The sequence below is a fragment of the Myxacorys chilensis genome (assembly GCF_059505265.1).
Map to the genome: position 1 here is coordinate 1 of NZ_JCACKG010000082.1, position 16,879 is coordinate 16,879.

Here is a 16,879-nt window from a genome sequence, read left to right on the forward strand (position 1 = left end):
GTCACGACACCGCTGAGTCTAGCTTTTCTACACTGACAATGAAACAGCCCTGCCAACGGGCGATAACCCCAGTACCCTATCATTGCACCAAGAATAATCAGCAGCAAAACGAGCCATAGCTCATGGCGTTGACCTCGAGCGGCGCGAAACTCTGGGATTTGTTGCAGGTGTTCGATCAAGCTCATGGGAGTGAAGCCAAGTCACAACACTGCTCAGTTTAGTTTTTCTACACTGACCTTAAACAGCCCTGCCTGTTCAAGTGAATGTCTAAATAAAATGTGGAGTGTTTCAATTCAAGCAGCAGCTCGAAAGCCACTGCTACCTCGATCGGGTCAACACGATCGAAGGCATTTGGGGTTTCAATTCAAGCAGCAGATCGAAAGCCACTGCTACCAGCACCAGCACCAGCCAAATCCGTCTTATCCTCTGAAAGTTTCAATTCAAGCAGCAGCTCGAAAGCCACTGCTACTTTTAAACCGGCATCGGGTGGAAGTTGGCAGACAGAGTTTCAATTCAAGCAGCAGCTCGAAAGCCACTGCTACGTCATCAACAATGAGGAGGGCGCAATTTCGATCCTGTTTCAATTCAAGCAGCAGCTCGAAAGCCACTGCTACAGCCGAAAGGCAAACTCACGGACCGCACGTTTAATGTTTCAATTCAAGCAGTGAGCGTAGCACTGCTGACGTTTTGGTTTCAATTCAAGCAGCAGCTCGAAAGCCACTGCTACCGCGATCATGGTCTGAAGCAAAGTTCTCTGTCAGTTTCAATTCAAGCAGCAGCTCGAAAGCCACTGCTACCGGCGATTTTGGCGCGCACAGCTCTTTCTTCGTTTGTTTCAATTCAAGCAGCAGCTCGAAAGCCACTGCTACTTCTTCGACACGAAAGCCAATCGCTATCGCTACAAGGTTTCAATTCAAGCAGCAGCTCGAAAGCCACTGCTACAACACGTTTACAGATGCCTCCTCCCCTGGATTGTGTTTCAATTCAAGCAGCAGCTCGAAAGCCACTGCTACAACACGTTTACAGATGCCTCCTCCCCTGGATTGTGTTTCAATTCAAGCAGCAGCTCGAAAGCCACTGCTACCAGACGAAAGTGATCGGTCGAGCACTTTTGAGATGTTTCAATTCAAGCAGCAGCTCGAAAGCCACTGCTACGCGATCGTGCGGCTGATGCAACCACAGCGCTGAAAGTTTCAATTCAAGCAGCAGCTCGAAAGCCACTGCTACGCAGTCGGTCACGCCATCCCCGCCCGACTCAGGTAAGTTTCAATTCAAGCAGCAGCTCGAAAGCCACTGCTACATGAATATGTCGATCGCCTGGCTCAGGTCGCGCCGTTTCAATTCAAGCAGCAGATCGAAAGCCACTGCTACCTGGGTCATCCGAGATGGTGAGGCCGAACTGACGCCATTTGTTTCAATTCAAGCAGCAGCTCGAAAGCCACTGCTACCCCATGCTTGCGTCGCAGATGTGCCCGATATTCGGCGTTTCAATTCAAGCAGCAGATCGAAAGCCACTGCTACCTTTCGCGATCGTCGCGCTGCCAGCGGAATACTGGTTTCAATTCAAGCAGCAGCTCGAAAGCCACTGCTACCTATGATATCCGCTCTTGGCCGTTACATCACCTTGTTTCAATTCAAGCAGCAGCTCGAAAGCCACTGCTACTGGATGAGGTGATCGCAAGTCCGTATAATTCTGCGTTTCAATTCAAGCAGCAGCTCGAAATCCACTGCTACCGGCGGGCAATCGTCGTGTTCGTCGTTTCAACGTGTTTCAATTCAAGCAGCAGCTCGAAAGCCACTGCTACGCGGACTCAGCCCAGACAATGGAGACCTTGATCAAGTTTCAATTCAAGCAGCAGCTCGAAAGCCACTGCTACTCGAACTCGCGAGCAGACTTGTTCATGAAGATTCCAGTTTCAATTCAAGCAGCAGCTCGAAAGCCACTGCTACCAGAACTGCAAGCGGCGCACGAGAGCGGCGTTTTGTTTCAATTCAAGCAGCAGCTCGAAAGCCACTGCTACCGCGAGAGCCAAAAAAACCATGCTAGCAATAGTTTCAGGGATCGATTGCGCGAAGCCTGAAACAAGTTGTCATTCTTACACAATATTACACAACCAAATTCCATTACCTTCCAATTAATTAATAGGAGCGCGGCACATTCATTGTCAAAAAAAGCCCAACTCATTGCCCAGTAAAGCATTCAGCTAACTAAACCAAAACCCCATCACAAACACCTACCCATCCGCGCTCTGCTCGTCGATAAATTCGTCCCAGTATTTCAAGATCAATTGCCTTACTCGGCTCCCCCGCCCCTTTAACTTCCTTGCAATCTCAGCTTTTTCAATCGGCAATGTGCATGAAAAAGTCACTGGAACCGTAACCTTTTTCCCCACAAATTGAGTACGCTTCGACCCCTCACTACGACCAATTCCAATGCCCTTAGCCTCACGTTTAGCCACCGCCACCTCCCATTAAATGATTGGCTAGCACATTTCAAAGCACCATATCAGCACCCCAATCATAATCACCGCACCATACGTAGAAACCATCTACCTCGTCTATGTCATTAATATTTTTATCAAATCGTGATTTAGAAACCCCGACCGTGAAACCTTGCAACGCCCTAAAATCGCGGCTTGATAGCGCTCTATCAAATTCCATCGCATGATGAGGCACCCGGACCAACACACTGACCTGCTCATCAATCAGCTTAAACGCTTTCGCAACACCTTCAATCTCAAGTCGATTGAGCTTTGGAATGATCTCCAACTCATCTGTGTTAGACGATAAATAGAGCCTTTTTGAATAAGCCTTGATACAGTCCGGCGATTGCAAGTCCTCGCCAACATCCAACCGTTGCTGAGTAATCCGAATGCGTTGCTGATATTCTGGTGCCGTTGGGTAATGCAACTCTGAGGAGAAGATTCGCAACACCCCTTCCGGGTTCTTACCTTCTCGATTTACTCGCCCTGCTGCTTGAATAATTGAATCGAGCCCAGCCATCATGCGATACCCGATGGGAAAATCGAAATCTACCCCAGCCTCGACTAGCTGAGTCGCACACAGCACCATTCGATCACCATCCTCAAGTCCGCGCTTAACATCATCAATAATCTCGCGTCTGTGAATTGGGGGGCAAAGAGCAGTCAGCAACATGGCTTTCCGATGCGCTCGATAAGCATCACGAGCCGCCGCGATCGTGTTGCACACAATTAGCGCTTGATGATGGTTATAAGCGGCGATTTGGAGCCAGCTCATTTTGCCCATCACCTCATATCGCACCCGTTGAAACTCCTTAAAGTAGTAGCCAGGCTCAGCAATCACCGGGGTAATATTGGCGCAAAATTTTGCATAATCTGGCTGCGATGCACTCGATAAAATCACCACACAGCCCCAATGAGCCGCCAAAATCTCTAATGACTCCATCACAGGCTCTAAAACATTCGTGGGAATCGTATGAGTTTCATCGAGAAAGATCACCGAGTTAACCACACTTGGCAACTTCCGGCATCGTCGAGGAGAACTCTCAAACAAGCTCTCAAGAAACTGCACAGCCGTAGTCGCTACGATCGGGTGTAACCAACGCTCTCCAGCTATTTTGTGTTCATACGCTTCAGATTTGGGATCAAAATTAGAGTGATGCTCCAAGACATTTTCACGTCCTAATGCCTTCGCTAGCACTGAAGCATTTTGTTCCAAAATAGAAATAAACGGAGCAACGTAAATCAACCGATCTTTGTTTAGCCGACTCGCAAGATCAAGCGCAAGTTGAGCACCTGAGAGAGTTTTTCCACAACCGCAGGGGGCCGTTAAATCAAAGACACCCCCTCCATTTTGCAGCGGCACTGTTTGGGCGAATTGACGGCACTCATCATAGAAACGCTTTCGAGCCAGGTCTACTAGCGAAGTCGCAGAGAATTGAGCAACGTGAGCCGCTAGTTGATCTCGCAGAGCCACGATTCCTGTAAACTCAGCAGCGGGTAAAGTGCCCTCAAATTGAGCGACATCAGATCGATCGCCATCGATCAACGCTCCAAACAAAATGCGAATCAACATCGAGAGGTGAGAACCACTTTCGCCATAGGTGGTCAGCACTTGTTCGATAGTGATATCCAACGCTGAAGGAAGAAACTCAGGAGGCGTTTGAGCGATCGCTGCCGCGATTTCATCGCGATGGAGTTTTAGAACCCCTTCGAGTTGATTAAAGTCATATAACCCTCGATGATGCCCTGCAACACAGAGAGCAATCATATTTCCTAACGCCCCTAGCTGCTCGGTTGCCCAAAATGCACCCGCTTGAGCATGGCTTGGATGGTTCGTTGAAGCTTCTCCAGTAGCGATCGCATTGATCCACGCCTGCCATTGCGGATTATATTTGCCAACATCATGCAGTAAGCCAGCAACTCGCCCAAGCTCAGATAGATTGATAGGAAGCCTCGCGATCGCTTTCTCACTCACCCCTTGTAAGTGAGAAGACAGCCGTTGTCCTGGACGGGCGATCGGCGGATTCATGCGAAAACATCTCGCAGCCGTGTCATCGTCACCCCCTTGGGAGCATCAGCGATCGCGATTTTATAGTCCTCGATCGATCGAGGAGCCTCAGCCTCCGTCTTGATAGCCAATGCAGCTTGTAAATCCTCTGTGCGAGCGCTGCCAAACTTACTTTCATGGGTATACACCAGGACATCGCGCAAAATCATTCGCCCTCGCATTGTTGAAGGAGTGAGTTCAAGGTGAAGCGCTAGCGCTTTCCAAAACTTTTCCAAATCTTCAGCACTGATGGGATTGCCCTGCGCCTTGGCAAGAGCAGCACTGTAAGTACCCATCGTGGTGTAGAGGGCATAAGGCACACGGAACTGAGCACCCTGGTTTTGGTTGAGTCCCTCTTTCTCAGGCGCTTTCTCAGTCGCTCCAGCGCAACGGGTAATCCCATCCCGGCGAATCTCGATTGGGCTCACCGATCGGGCAGTATCAATCTGAATCGCCCCTGTCACCTGTCCGCCATTTCCAATCTTGGTAATTTGAGTCAGCACCGCACCAAACAACCGCACATCGATAAAACGCTCAAAAATCAGCTGCCGCGCTGATTTAGCGATGTCACTTTTATTTTTACCATTTGCCTTCTCAGCGTCAGCAAGGGCAGCAAGTTGAGGCGCGTCAAGTGCTGTGCCACTGGCAATGTAGAGAGACTCATCAAACAGTAGGGATAGTGAATCTCGGATACGTCGTTTGATGCAACCAGGGGAAACAATGCCCCGCATGTCGATCGGGTCTTGCCGAGGTTCACCCCCGTTATCAGGATCGCCGTTGGGATTGCCATCCGTCACATCAAAAACCATCACAAAGTCGTGACGAACATCGGGATTAGAAATCACTGAGAGAGCTTGAGTTTCCATGATTAATAGTTAAAAAATGGTGTTGTCGGATTACAGAAGCGTTTCGGTTGAAAAATTGAAGAGGATTGATTTAACTCTTTGACTTCTCGACGGCCACTCGAACCGCATGAGATTCTGCTTGATATCCAGCCAGAAATAGCTGCTTCTCGGTAACGGTGAAGGTTTTAGGTAGCGTAAACAGCGCATCGTCCTCCAGCTTGTAGAGTTCAGCAATCCGCTGAACCTGAAAGTCGTAATTTTTAGCAACCTTGGAGTAGCTAGGAACTAGCGCCATTGCTCGCGTGAGGGCAATGGCTGGCATCGACAAAAAGGTGTTGTACAACCGATCAATATTCGTTTTTCCCTCATACCAACCGTCGGTTCGATTGTGAGATAACCGCTCAAGGGTACTGTAGAGTTGTCCGGCACGGTAGGCGCGGGTTTCTGATAGTGAAAGGGTGCTGAGATTCATCGTTTTTGTGTAGATCAATAAGTTAAGTAGCGCAAAATGGACTCGATTTGGAGGTGCCAACATCACCCTTTGCAGCAACCGAGGACTGAAGGAACTTGGCAGAGATGCTCCGTCGATCGCATAGCGGACCAAAGCATCCACGTCCGCACTCAGAGCATCTTTCGCCCCTCCTGGCTGCAAGCATTTTGCTAACGTCCACACCCCATAAGCTTTACCACCCTGCGCCAGTTGGCGTTCGATGAACTGTGTCGTGTTGCTCATAACACTGCCAACGGTGCGGTCAGTGATGGCATCTAGAAAGGGCCGCCCTTTGCTTGGTCTAGCCCGAATCAGGTAGAAAGCCGTCGTATCCATCTGCTGAGAAGATAGCCCAGTTTTGAAGATGCTAGACAGGTAAGCTTTCACGTCAGCAGGTTGAGCCGGGGCATCCTCAGCAGCCAGCAATTTAGATATCATTACAGACCGCCCCGGAATGCCTTCGCACCAATAGAGGTAGTTAGATTGATCACAGCGAAAGCAGTTGTCTGGTGATGCCAAAAGTGCCGACAGCATGGTATTTGCAGCACTGTAAGCTCCGACAGAAAGATTTGCGTAGGAGATATCACCCTTACCATCTAGTTTGCTGCTGTAGCTGCGCGTAGAGCTATTCTGCGCCGATGTGAGCGCAAGTGCTTTGCCACCCAAAAACTTAATCCCTCGAAAGTTTGCGGTCAAGATTTCGTCTACATCAGTGACGGTACATCGTCCCGGTTTAGTACTTGGAGACGCTCCATAAATTCCCCAAAAATCTTGAATACTAGAGTAGTCGTGGACGTAGGTGGGATTGGTTTCGTAGAGGAAGACGGCGCGTAATTTTGCTGGGCTTGGAGACGACCTAGATTCCTCGGTCCTTAGCCAGGTCGCCATGTCAGGATGATCGGTGATAAAGGCCTCTGACCCTAATTCAGCAAACTTTAGAATGGCAGCGATCGCGGGTTCAGCAGTCTGAGCAAATGCTGTTTGATGTAACTCTACAAACGCTGTTTGGCATTTCTCACCATTGGCCCCTAGACCAAACAAATATTCAACGCTTTCAGATGCAATGAGGCTGTTACCGGGGAAGTTTCGTTTAGAAGAATCTGGCACTGCTAGTTTGTTCGATTTCTTGTCTAGAGTTTCGACAGAAATTGCCTTGCCATCAGCGTTTAATGTAATTGCGTAAGAAATCGTTAATGTGTTGTAACCCTCTGACCGCAATGTTAAACCATGATTCGATTTAGATAAGTTATACAGTTCTCTCAGCATTGCTAAAATGTCTCATATTCATAGTCTGGAACAGTAATCACGCTGTTTTTAGCGATTGCTCTAAATTGATTGAAATGAGGATCAATCCCAACTAATTCACCCTTCTGCGTAGGTGATACAGCCGTATATTTAGACTTAAGGTTAAGCTGCGGTTGGAAGTACCAAGGCATATACCCAAAATCTTGGTTAATCAGTACCGCTGGTTCCCGTCCATCGTCCCATTGAACCGTTGCAAAGTGCTCACAGGTGCCCATCACAGGCTGTTTGAAAAACTTTCCTCGGTCAATCCGATCTCTAAATACGCCTAAATGTTTGTTGGGGTTGCCATCAAGCGCGACAATCTCTGCACTGATTCGATAGCACACGTCTCGTAGTTCTGTGCATCGACGCTGCATTCTCGCGTCTCTGTCTCGAATATCAATACTCTTATCGCTAGAACGATCGATGTGGTTATAGGTGATTGGAACGACTTTAATTGGAGACATGATAGTGATTGCTCGAATTCGCCACCAAAACTCAGGCTTCCAATAAATGGCACTAAGAATACCAACTGCCGCGGTGGGAGTGATAACTGGGTACGTTTGGGGATCAGCTTTCAACTCAGGCCGGGTAAAGCGAGCACCCTTACCAATAATCAGGATTTCTCTCATATTTCCAATCCAATTTATACAGTAATAGTTATCTCTATCTCACCTCAATCGCTACAGCCATGAACGATATCTCATCTACCGCTTCCATTGAAGCTCTAATCATCTTCGACAGATGCAAACTCAGGTTGAAGCATAAGCAATATAGTGCGTTTGTACTTAAAATACACGAATTATTTCTCAACAGCAAGACAAACGAGAAAAACCCTCAGTTGTTGGCAGGGCCTGATGGTTTTTGTTCCATTTCAGTCATCTCTCAATTAACGGTTGTGTCGCAAATACTTTTTAGTGACGAACGGAGTATCTCGTTCGCGTTCCGTTAAGCGCTAATTCCAAAGAGTTCTTCGATAAACTTTCCTTGAGACACACTGTCCCCTTGGCTAATTCCCTTCACTTGTCCTTTGCGAATCATACTCATCGCTTCGATGCCTCTTAAGGTTCGTCTTGCCGTATTGAACGACCCAAATCCCATCATTGGCTTTGTCAATCGCTTGATGTTGCGATGATCCTGCTCGATGATGTTATTTAGGTACTTGCTCTGGCGCAATTCCGTCTCTGCTGCCAGTGTTTCATCGGCTTTCAGCGCTTCGACTGCCACTGGGTAGGCAGCGTTCTTGTCCACCGTAATCACTCGCGGTTTTTGAGTGTGTTTCGCTTTCAGCACTTTCCGAAAAAAGCGTGCGGCAGCCTTCCCATCTCGCTTCGCGCTCAGCATGAAGTCCAACGTGTTACCCATTGAATCCACGGCACGGTAAAGATATTTCCACGCTCCTTTCACTTCGATGTAAGTTTCGTCTACTCGCCAGGAGTCATTCGTGGGATTCAAGAACGGACGGATACGTCTGTCCAGTTCTGGCGCGAATTTCAAAACCCAACGGTTGATAGTCGAATGATCCACCTGAATTCCTCGCTCCGCCATCATTTCCTCCAAGTCTCGATAGCTGAGGGAATAACGACAATACCAGCGCACATTGGGCAAGATGATTTCAGGCAAAAAGTGCCGCCATTTGAACAAGGAGTCAGTCGTCATTTGAAACAAGGCTAGAGAAATTTAGGTCCCCCACCTTATCATTTCTTGCGACACAACCTCATTTCTTGCGACACAACCAACGAGCGTTGGTATCTTTGGCGAACCGGATGCAGCAGTCTAACGACCCCAATCAGCAGCGACAGTTAACCTCTCACTCAGCACCAGTGGTGTTAGAGAGTTCGCTGCATTGGGGTTGTTAGACGGTGCCAAGCCAATTACTTTGAAACCTTTGTTTTAACATTCCAAGTTCCAGAATTACCATCTGAGGCTTGAAAATTGCCTTCTGCGACGATGATCTGGTTGTTCTGCCTACGTAATTTCCCATCGAATATTTGTGTATGGGCTGATCCTCGGAAGGAATGATCAGCAAAACATGTAAATGCAATTCGATTGGCAGACGGGACAATGTGACCAGTACATCGCATAAGAACGCTATTGGCTAGACGAGCACCTTGTCCTGCTGCTGTAACAGAACCATCACGTTCAATTTTGATTCCAAAGCTTCTACCTTTCCCTTGCTTTGAAGAGTACGTACCAGTATATTCCCCTTGATATAGGCTTACTAAATTGCTTGCATGGTTGCGACGCGATACTTGATTGTTTCTAATAGGATCTGTTTTAACAGGCTGTTGAGGTGTGCTAACAGAATCTGTTTTAACAGGCTGTTGAGGTGTGCTATGAGATCTACCTACGTAGTATCCTCCAATCGCTGGCAAAGAAATTAAGCCTAGCAAAAATAGACGGCCTAACAACCCTTTGATACGCTTACAAGCTTCTGATTCTGGTCCGACAATTTCGAATTCTTTGAATTCTGGAGCCATAGTTCTTGCTCTTTAGATGTCTATGAAGTTTCTGAACTGGAAGTAAAGTAAGTCTAACTATTCACAAATTTGAACTAAGCCTAAAACTGCGATTAACTGACACATACTTATGATGTCAGTTGCGAGTAATTAGGAAAAGGTTAGAACAAGGTCAGATACACCTACAGGTATCCCGGAAGCGCTGTCTCAACAGATAACCTCAAGTAGTCTAACTAATTATTGGAAAGACTATTTCTCCCTAATTCCGGCATTTGGAACATTAGATCGACTAGTGTTCCGCATATTATCTCTCGACAAGGCAATTAGACGGAAAATTTCAATATTTCTTCTCAAAGAAAGCTTGTACTATTCTGTCTAAGATCCCATTCAACAGAACTCGGTTGATGAATAGGAGCAGGCAACATGAAAACGTCGCCGAAAACGCTTTTAGGCCAAGTACGCGATGCGATTCAAGTGAGATACTACTCTTACCGCACTGAAGCCAGCGATCGCGCTGTTTGTCTTGCTTAGGGGCATAATCTAAACCAATTCTCCATGCTCCATTCCCTCAATGGCTCAACAACCATCGCCCCTTACCATTCGCCCTAAGAAGCTCTTGATCGCACTGCTAATCTCGCTGACAGCGCTTGGTGTCCTAGCAGTAGCGACCACGGTCTTCTACCACCCCGTAATGGTTTGGCTCAATCACGGAGACTGGTGTGCTGATGTGAATTCAGTTGGCAAGGTACAGGCAGTTCACTATGGAGCCGCCGAGTGCGATTGACCGAACAGATGAGAGGACACTGTTAAGGTTTCCAAGGTTCTTTTTGCCTAGTGCCCAACCACACCCCTAGGCAGAGCAGCGCAAAGAAAATCACCGCAATCAAGGGGCGATCGCCCGCATTAGTGAAGCCAGAATCACGAGCAAGATCAGCAGCATCGGCAATAGTTTCAGAACATGCATTTCTGAGGCGGCTTCTCCCCCTGAGCGGTTCGACTCCAAATCAAAGTAAGATCTTCCTTGTCCAGCTTTGACTGACTCAACTGAGGCTTATCCTGTGAAATCCGAAAACAATGTCCCCATTGAACATCAGAACGTTCCAGCAGATCATCAGGGGCTGCATAGCTTTCTGTACGGTTCTGATGATGAGCATTGTTCAATCCCTTCACCAACAGCCCCGGTAAATGATGAATCCGAAGTGGTGCCAGTAGAAACTTGGCGATCGCTGATCAACAGGATCAAGGTTGCTGGGGTATATGCCGTTTTAGATGCCGATTGCCAGACCCAGTACATTGGCTATTCACGGGATGTGCAGCAGTCTTTGGAGGGACACATCGCCCAAAATGGGGTTGAAGTCTGCGCATTTATACGAGTTCAGACGTTTAAGGTTCCGAAGCGCCAGGCGATGGAAGCCCTGCAAAATGAGTGGATTGCCGCGCTGGATCAGATTCCGCCTGGGAATCAAGAGGGACAAGGAACATGGGCAAGGACAGTTGGCGAGGCATCTCGAGCAACTCAGTCAGCCTTTGAGCGGAATGCTTACGAGGACAAAAAGCTCAAGTTACGCAAGGCAATGGCAGATACGACCCTCGTCCATGAATTAGAGAAGGGCGAGACGCTGGATGATGCAGAGGCTGAGCGTCGGCGGAACTTAGAAACAGCGATTGAGAATGATGATTGGAGCGCAGTGGTTGAGTCTTAAAAGTTCTGGTAGCGGCTAGACATGGTGATGCTCCGAAGGATCGCCCATCAACTCGAAATACAGCTAGAGCCGCTTCCAACGGGAGGCGGTTTTTCATCGGCAATTGACACAAAATAGACGACTAGGCACTTAAAGCCGTTACTGGGTAAGAGCTTCCCCCTTACTTTTTTCGTACTCATCTCTGATGGTCTGTTTAGTCTCAGCATCGACTGAGCCATGCATCGCCTCACTGAGTTTGACCCACCATAGTTTCAAGGTTGTGGGTGAGAGCTTCTCTTCCAGCTTCAGAACCCTCTCACTCTGCTCTAGAATCGCCTCTAGTCCGTCTGTGTCGAAGCTATCTAGTCCGCTAACCTTAATCTCTTCTAGGACTGCTTCGTCCTTGATTCCGAAGGAGATTGCAACGTGCTTTAAGACTTCCTCATAGCCTTGGATTAGGTTCTGGCCGTAGGACTTCATCGCCAGATTGACCTGCACGTAGTCGAGCGCTTTCGATATGCCGCTCTGCATGAGGGCTTCACGACTGGCTGAAATGTTTCCCATTGCGACGATCGCTTTGATTTGAAACTCAATCTTGTCGAGCACGAACTCTGAGATGGTCTGCAAGGATGAGCCGCTCGCTTCAGCAAACTTGAAGTCCTTGGCGATCAAGATATGGGCGTTACTCGATTTGATATCTTGCAGCCCCTCGTCAGGGTCGGAGAAAGTCATGCTGGGGTCAGAGTCAGGCAATGGGTCACGCGGGGTCAAAACCCTTTGGACGTAGCCAGCGGTCACAGCACTATCCGTCCAAGCATTCTCAATTTCTAAGTGCTGACGACTCTTCAGGTAAGCAGCATTACAGACCCACTGCTCTTCTTCGATCGGCATATAGACGATGGGGCACTTTCCTCTACCGTGAAGAAGCGGATAGCCATGTGTGATTTGGATCTGAGGTACGGAGACTGGCGAGGCATTCTTAGTTGACTCCGGCTCATAGATGCTGCGAGCGCTGACGATGTTGCCTGTTGAGTCCAACTCGATGTATGCCTCGTACCGAGCGATCGAGGTATCGTCGATCATCCAAATCGCTTTTAACTTAGGAGGGCTGTAAGGCGAAGTCTCACTAATAATCTGACGGGTCTTAATGAACTCAACCTCGTTGTCTCGCAAACTCCAGTTGAGGACTTGCATGGGGTTGAATAAGGTAACGTGAGTGCGAATCCCTAACAGCTCTTCTTGCAGTTTGTTTTGGGGTTGGATGCCCGGAGCCGTGCGATCAACGAATGCCCAGCATCGGCCAAAGGCAATTTGAGTTCGGAAGATCTTTGATAAGAGGGCTCGCTCATCCCGCCGCTTGCCGTCTGTCGCACCTCTGAAGTTGTCCCATTGATCGCCTTCAACGCCGCTAACGTGATATGGGGCGGAAGTAAGCCGCGTGGTCAAATCCTGCACCGAGCCGCTGAGTAGTGGCGTGTAGGAGAATTTCTTCAACCTCAATTGATAGAGGTCTTCAGTCTCACCGGGTCGCCGGGTAATATACTGCTCGCGCTTTGCAGCAAGCTCATGCCCGCCGACGAGCAAATCTTTAATCTGCACCCAAATGGGCATGAGCTGATCGTATTCTTCGTGGCGGCTCTCAAGCAGGGCAAGATCGATTCGTTCGGGATGGTCAAACATTTAGGTCGGATTTTGGGGCTCCTATTACTTGGGAATTCCAATGCGGGGTGTTGCATAAGAGGAGCCAAAAGTAGCTGCGAGCTTTAGCAGCTAAAGGTTTGGGGGTGTTGCGTAAACTACGGGAATCTCCGCAGAATGCGCTGCGAAGCTAGAGCGGCTTCCTGACAGCGACGCTCCCCTTAGTAAGGCCTGAAGACTGCCAAAATGTCTTGTAGAGGCTTGCAGGGGCGAATGAGAGTAGATTCGCTGATATGGGGCAGAACGATGAATCGCACGTCGAATGCAAAATAGAGGGCTTTAAGACCCCTGCACTATTTTCACTTTCAAAGTATCAAGCCTATATACAGCAAGCGTTTGGAGCACTCCATTTTGAAAATGGAGTGAAAAGGGGAGGTGGTGGAAGAAGCACGGGTTGGACTGACTCAGAAAGAAGTTGCTGCGGCGTAGAATACTGGATGAGTGTTTGAGTTTGGAGAAAGGGCGTTAGTGACGCAAAAGTACGAAGGGTTTAAGAAGGCAGGGAGCTTCACGCTCGCAACAGGCATGGAAGTACCGGGCGAACTGTGTCTGAGGGGAGCGGCAACGACCCTTGATTTGTACTCAGACTCATTTCTTGATACGCAAGTAAGTGCAAATATTTTCGGACGGTTCTACGACCAATCAAAGGCATCTTTTATTAACTGCATCACGACATCACACTCTAGGTTCCACACACGAGGTGATGAGTACTGGTCTTCCTCAAGTGTGTTTCCCCACTTCGTTATCTTCGGCGAACAACACATCAGTTCCTCTTGTCGGATAATCCGTGAACTGAGCTTCACTGTCGATGATGCCGCGACACTGTTCTACGATTTCGATACTTTCGGTGAAGTAATCGGCGCGAAACCTCACATGGAGCGTATCGTTGAAGCTGAAGCGGAGCAACAGGGTAGGAAGATCGAGATTGGAGAATACCCCCACCTTTTTTACTTCACGGGCAAGTACGAGATATTTGGCGTTGATACAGTCCTCGGCAGGATTTCGGCAACACATAGTCCCTCATACACAATGCCAAATCCAAAAGGCATACACGTCGACAACACGATCAGGATCAATATAGCGTTCTACTCTGAGAAGTCTGTCGATGAGGCGATAGCAAGCATATTTGATGTCCTAATGTTCCTGGAATCCATTGCAGGTAGACCGCAGAACATTTCTGGCTTGACCTTCTCACTTAAGAGCGCCGAAGATCATCTTAAGCCTCTTGACGTTTACTGGTGCATGCCGCCACGCCGTGACCCTGAGGACGAATCAGCCGAACCACATCCATCTGACCTACCTTTACAAGCAGGTATTAATTCGGATGAATTCAGCTTTGTTCTAAAGCGGTGGATGGAGCGGCATGACGAATGGAGAAACGCTAGAGGCCGATTCTCTGTGGTGTTCGCCCATCAGAACAGCTACAACATTGACCGCATTGTTGGTGCAGCTAACATGTTCGACATCCTTCCCTCGTCTGCATACCCGGAACCAGTTACCCTACCGCCTGATCTTGCTGAAGCCCGAAACGATGCACGTAAGGCGTTCCGAGCCCTACCCTCTAGTCCAGAGCGAGACAGCGTCTTGAACGCGCTAGGGCGAATAGGTAAGGCCACGCTGAAACGAAAGGTTAGGAGTCGTGCCAAGTTGATCACCAATATTGTCGGCGATCGCTTTCCAGATCTTGAGTTGGTTGTGGATCAGGCTATCGACTGCCGGAACTACTATGTACATGGAACGGACGCAAAAATCGATTACAGCAGGCACTCCGCTCAGGTTCAGTTCTTTACCGATACTCTGGAGTTCGTCTTTGCAGCCTCTGACCTTGTGGAATCAGGTTGGAACATCACTACCTGGATGATGCAAGGCCTTACGTCTTCTCATCCACTTGCACGGTATTGCTTGAATTACTCACAGAGGCTTAGCACCTTGAAGAAGTTGCTCAAATAGGGGGGGCTTGGCGCGATTCGCAGAAGCAGCCCTTGTAGAGGTTGCAGAAGCACCTTGGGAACCTTAACAGCGTCCCCTCACCCCTATATGCTTGTGCCTGACGCTGAAACTATTGCCGATGCTACTGATCTTGCTCGTGATATAAATCAGACTCTTTTGGTGCGCTCCCTTCATAGAGAGCGGCTCTTGATTAGTAGCCTCAATCTGCTCTCCTTCTGGTCTGGTAATCTGTTAGTGCGATATGAAATTGGAAAATTAATTCAGGTAGAAATTTATGGCAACCGAGCAAGAGCTTCAATCTATTTTTAATACCTTAGATAGCGATCAAGACGGCAAACTCTCCGTTAATGATCTTTTGTTAAGTCCTGGCTTAAACTCAGTCATCTCATCAGCAACAAGTACCAGTAGCCCCCAGGCGTTACTAGCACAGTATGATTTAGATGAAGACGGTAAAATTACCTTTGGAGAGTTAAAGCAAGCAGTTGAGAAAGCAGGTAATTTAACCTAACAGTCAGCAGGATCGGGTTTTACTCGGAGATTAGCAAAGTCAGTCGCAATCAGAGCCGTAGTGAACTTGCCTGCACTTTGCCGACTGAATTCACCTCAGCACACCATTGCTCGTTGTTAAGCCAAACCATGACAGGGTGGTAGAAGACTGTAAAGGCTATTGCTAGAGCGCCTACTGTGGCGGCTGAGATTAGCAGTGCGATCGCAAGCCTCTTTGGGCGAACAGTAAAGGGCGATGGTCTTTGGCTCATGAGGAATAGGGCATGGGGGAGTTGTTGAATTATGCCCTCGAACTCACGGCGCAGCCCCCCCCTACTTTCAGCGGTGTGAACGGTTCAGAATTAACCTAAAGAGTTGAAGCGGGTTTAAGAGTCGTGATCATGATGTTTCCCAATCTGTGATCCGGGGGTCAGGGATGCCAGTTAACTCATCTTCAACTTCGCTTCGATAATCATAATCATCGAAAAACCCATCTTTCTCCTGAATTGAACATTCAAGCCTCTTTAGCGATTCCCAAGGCATTTCGTTTGAAGTAACTGAGTTCCAAATCTCCGTGTAGGAAGCAGTAGAGTAGGCATCATTGCTTTTGTAACTTCTTGCGAAAACTCTTGCAATCTTACGTTTAGCAATTTCAAGTTGGAATGCCGTCTCTAAGCTCATGAAATAAATCACTTCACAGTCCACAATACGAGCAAAAGATTTCTCGATATAGGCTGAAGGATCTTTAATCCAATCGTACCCCCTCGCTCTCCCATCGTGATATTCAACAACGACATCACCTCCACCAGGCTTGTGTGAAAGAGGATTTGTTCGATATTTTCGTCCAACCCAGAGTATGAGATCGGCAAGGTGTTTCGGCAAGCCGATGTAAACCCGCTTAGGCTGTGAAGTCACTGTCGTAACTCTCCAATGTAACAACAGTTAGATCTACTGGTACTTTTTATTACAACTGGATGATGCAAGGATGCGTGGATAAAGATTGCGTAAACTGAGCGTAAGTATTTATGTAGTCGGAGGGACTTTTACGGGAAGGGTTCAAAAGTCCCTAGCTGGTAATAAAATCTTCCTCTTACCAGAAAATCTGGTAAGAGGCTGAAAGTGCCGTGCTGACTGGTCTCCGGTAGATGGCGGAGACCTTTTAGTTCTATGCCGCCTCTGCCGCTGCCTTAGCTCGCTTAACTGACTCTGCCGCTGCTGCTGCTTTAGCCCTCCTAACACCTTCTGCCCGGATTTCACAGTTGATACTATATAACTCGTTATCAGTAAGGTGGATCAGGCCGAGTCTGTGACGGATCTTACGGAAGACAATTGAGTCGCTAGGGTGTTGAGGTTCTAGGGCACTTAGGGGAGCGGGGCATGAACGACCGGGTGATTCTAAGTAACCTGAGTTCGGGTTAAGCGGGAAGTAGCAGATTGTGGTCAAGTGCGATGGAC

Annotated in this window: 14 protein-coding genes, 1 pseudogene and 1 CRISPR repeat array; of the genes and pseudogenes, 4 read left to right on the forward strand and 11 right to left on the reverse strand. The window is 48.2% G+C overall.

Annotation, left to right across the window (positions count from 1 at the left end):
• The 8 genes and pseudogenes from AC5JLB_RS05020 to AC5JLB_RS05055 form a co-directional block, all read right to left on the reverse strand.
• Positions 1 to 185: pseudogene (locus tag AC5JLB_RS05020) on the reverse strand (hypothetical protein); the annotation flags it as partial.
• A 100-nt stretch (positions 186 to 285) separates the two neighbouring features.
• Positions 286 to 2,021: a CRISPR direct-repeat array (repeat unit 37 nt; unit sequence GTTTCAATTCAAGCAGCAGCTCGAAAGCCACTGCTAC).
• A 213-nt stretch (positions 2,022 to 2,234) separates the two neighbouring features.
• On the reverse strand, positions 2,235 to 2,459 hold the full coding sequence (locus tag AC5JLB_RS05025; protein WP_495872752.1) for a hypothetical protein: 225 nt from the start codon (positions 2,457 to 2,459) through the stop codon (positions 2,235 to 2,237).
• Positions 2,460 to 2,493: 34 nt separating this feature from the next.
• A complete protein-coding gene (cas3, locus tag AC5JLB_RS05030; protein WP_495872753.1) occupies positions 2,494 to 4,512 on the reverse strand; it encodes a CRISPR-associated helicase Cas3' in 2,019 nt (672 codons plus the stop codon).
• The gene (cas7c, locus tag AC5JLB_RS05035; protein ID WP_495872754.1) at positions 4,509 to 5,396 is read right to left on the reverse strand and encodes a type I-C CRISPR-associated protein Cas7/Csd2; all 888 of its coding nucleotides are present in this window, start codon (positions 5,394 to 5,396) and stop codon (positions 4,509 to 4,511) included. The genes cas3 and cas7c overlap by 4 nt, the downstream gene beginning before the upstream one ends.
• 70 nt (positions 5,397 to 5,466) lie before the next feature.
• Positions 5,467 to 7,131 (reverse strand): type I-C CRISPR-associated protein Cas8c/Csd1, encoded by a 1,665-nt coding sequence (locus tag AC5JLB_RS05040; protein WP_495872755.1) that lies wholly within the window; start codon positions 7,129 to 7,131, stop codon positions 5,467 to 5,469.
• A gap of 2 nt (positions 7,132 to 7,133) precedes the next feature.
• Entirely contained in the window at positions 7,134 to 7,781 is a 648-nt protein-coding gene (gene cas5, locus AC5JLB_RS05045; protein WP_495872756.1) for a CRISPR-associated protein Cas5, read from the reverse strand.
• A 316-nt stretch (positions 7,782 to 8,097) separates the two neighbouring features.
• Positions 8,098 to 8,808: an IS6 family transposase gene (locus tag AC5JLB_RS05050; RefSeq protein WP_495872757.1), complete on the reverse strand. Its 711-nt coding sequence runs from the start codon at positions 8,806 to 8,808 to the stop codon at positions 8,098 to 8,100.
• A gap of 215 nt (positions 8,809 to 9,023) precedes the next feature.
• Positions 9,024 to 9,629 carry a hypothetical protein gene (locus AC5JLB_RS05055; protein ID WP_495872758.1) on the reverse strand — a complete coding sequence of 202 codons (606 nt, stop codon included), beginning with the start codon at positions 9,627 to 9,629 and terminating at the stop codon, positions 9,024 to 9,026.
• Positions 9,630 to 10,179: 550 nt separating this feature from the next.
• On the opposite strand from AC5JLB_RS05055, the gene AC5JLB_RS05060 reads away from it, so the two are divergent.
• Positions 10,180 to 10,392: a hypothetical protein gene (locus tag AC5JLB_RS05060; protein ID WP_495872759.1), complete on the forward strand. Its 213-nt coding sequence runs from the start codon at positions 10,180 to 10,182 to the stop codon at positions 10,390 to 10,392.
• A 274-nt stretch (positions 10,393 to 10,666) separates the two neighbouring features.
• Positions 10,667 to 11,311 carry a GIY-YIG nuclease family protein gene (locus AC5JLB_RS05065; protein ID WP_495872760.1) on the forward strand — a complete coding sequence of 215 codons (645 nt, stop codon included), beginning with the start codon at positions 10,667 to 10,669 and terminating at the stop codon, positions 11,309 to 11,311.
• Positions 11,312 to 11,449: 138 nt separating this feature from the next.
• On the opposite strand, the gene AC5JLB_RS05070 is transcribed toward AC5JLB_RS05065, so the two are convergent.
• Positions 11,450 to 12,970 carry a hypothetical protein gene (locus tag AC5JLB_RS05070; RefSeq protein ID WP_495872761.1) on the reverse strand — a complete coding sequence of 507 codons (1,521 nt, stop codon included), beginning with the start codon at positions 12,968 to 12,970 and terminating at the stop codon, positions 11,450 to 11,452.
• A 459-nt stretch (positions 12,971 to 13,429) separates the two neighbouring features.
• Between AC5JLB_RS05070 and AC5JLB_RS05075 the strand changes: the two genes are divergently transcribed.
• On the forward strand, positions 13,430 to 14,938 hold the full coding sequence (locus AC5JLB_RS05075; RefSeq protein WP_495872762.1) for an ApeA N-terminal domain 1-containing protein: 1,509 nt from the start codon (positions 13,430 to 13,432) through the stop codon (positions 14,936 to 14,938).
• A gap of 274 nt (positions 14,939 to 15,212) precedes the next feature.
• Positions 15,213 to 15,446 (forward strand): EF-hand domain-containing protein, encoded by a 234-nt coding sequence (locus tag AC5JLB_RS05080; protein ID WP_495872763.1) that lies wholly within the window; start codon positions 15,213 to 15,215, stop codon positions 15,444 to 15,446.
• A gap of 49 nt (positions 15,447 to 15,495) precedes the next feature.
• Here the strand turns inward: AC5JLB_RS05080 and AC5JLB_RS05085 are convergent, their stop codons facing one another.
• Both AC5JLB_RS05085 and AC5JLB_RS05090 read right to left on the reverse strand, forming a co-directional pair.
• A complete protein-coding gene (locus AC5JLB_RS05085) occupies positions 15,496 to 15,696 on the reverse strand; it encodes a hypothetical protein (protein WP_495872764.1) in 201 nt (66 codons plus the stop codon).
• Positions 15,697 to 15,823: 127 nt separating this feature from the next.
• Complete coding sequence (locus AC5JLB_RS05090; protein ID WP_495872765.1) at positions 15,824 to 16,339, reverse strand: hypothetical protein; 516 nt, start codon at positions 16,337 to 16,339, stop codon at positions 15,824 to 15,826.
• Positions 16,340 to 16,879 lie beyond the last annotated feature (540 nt).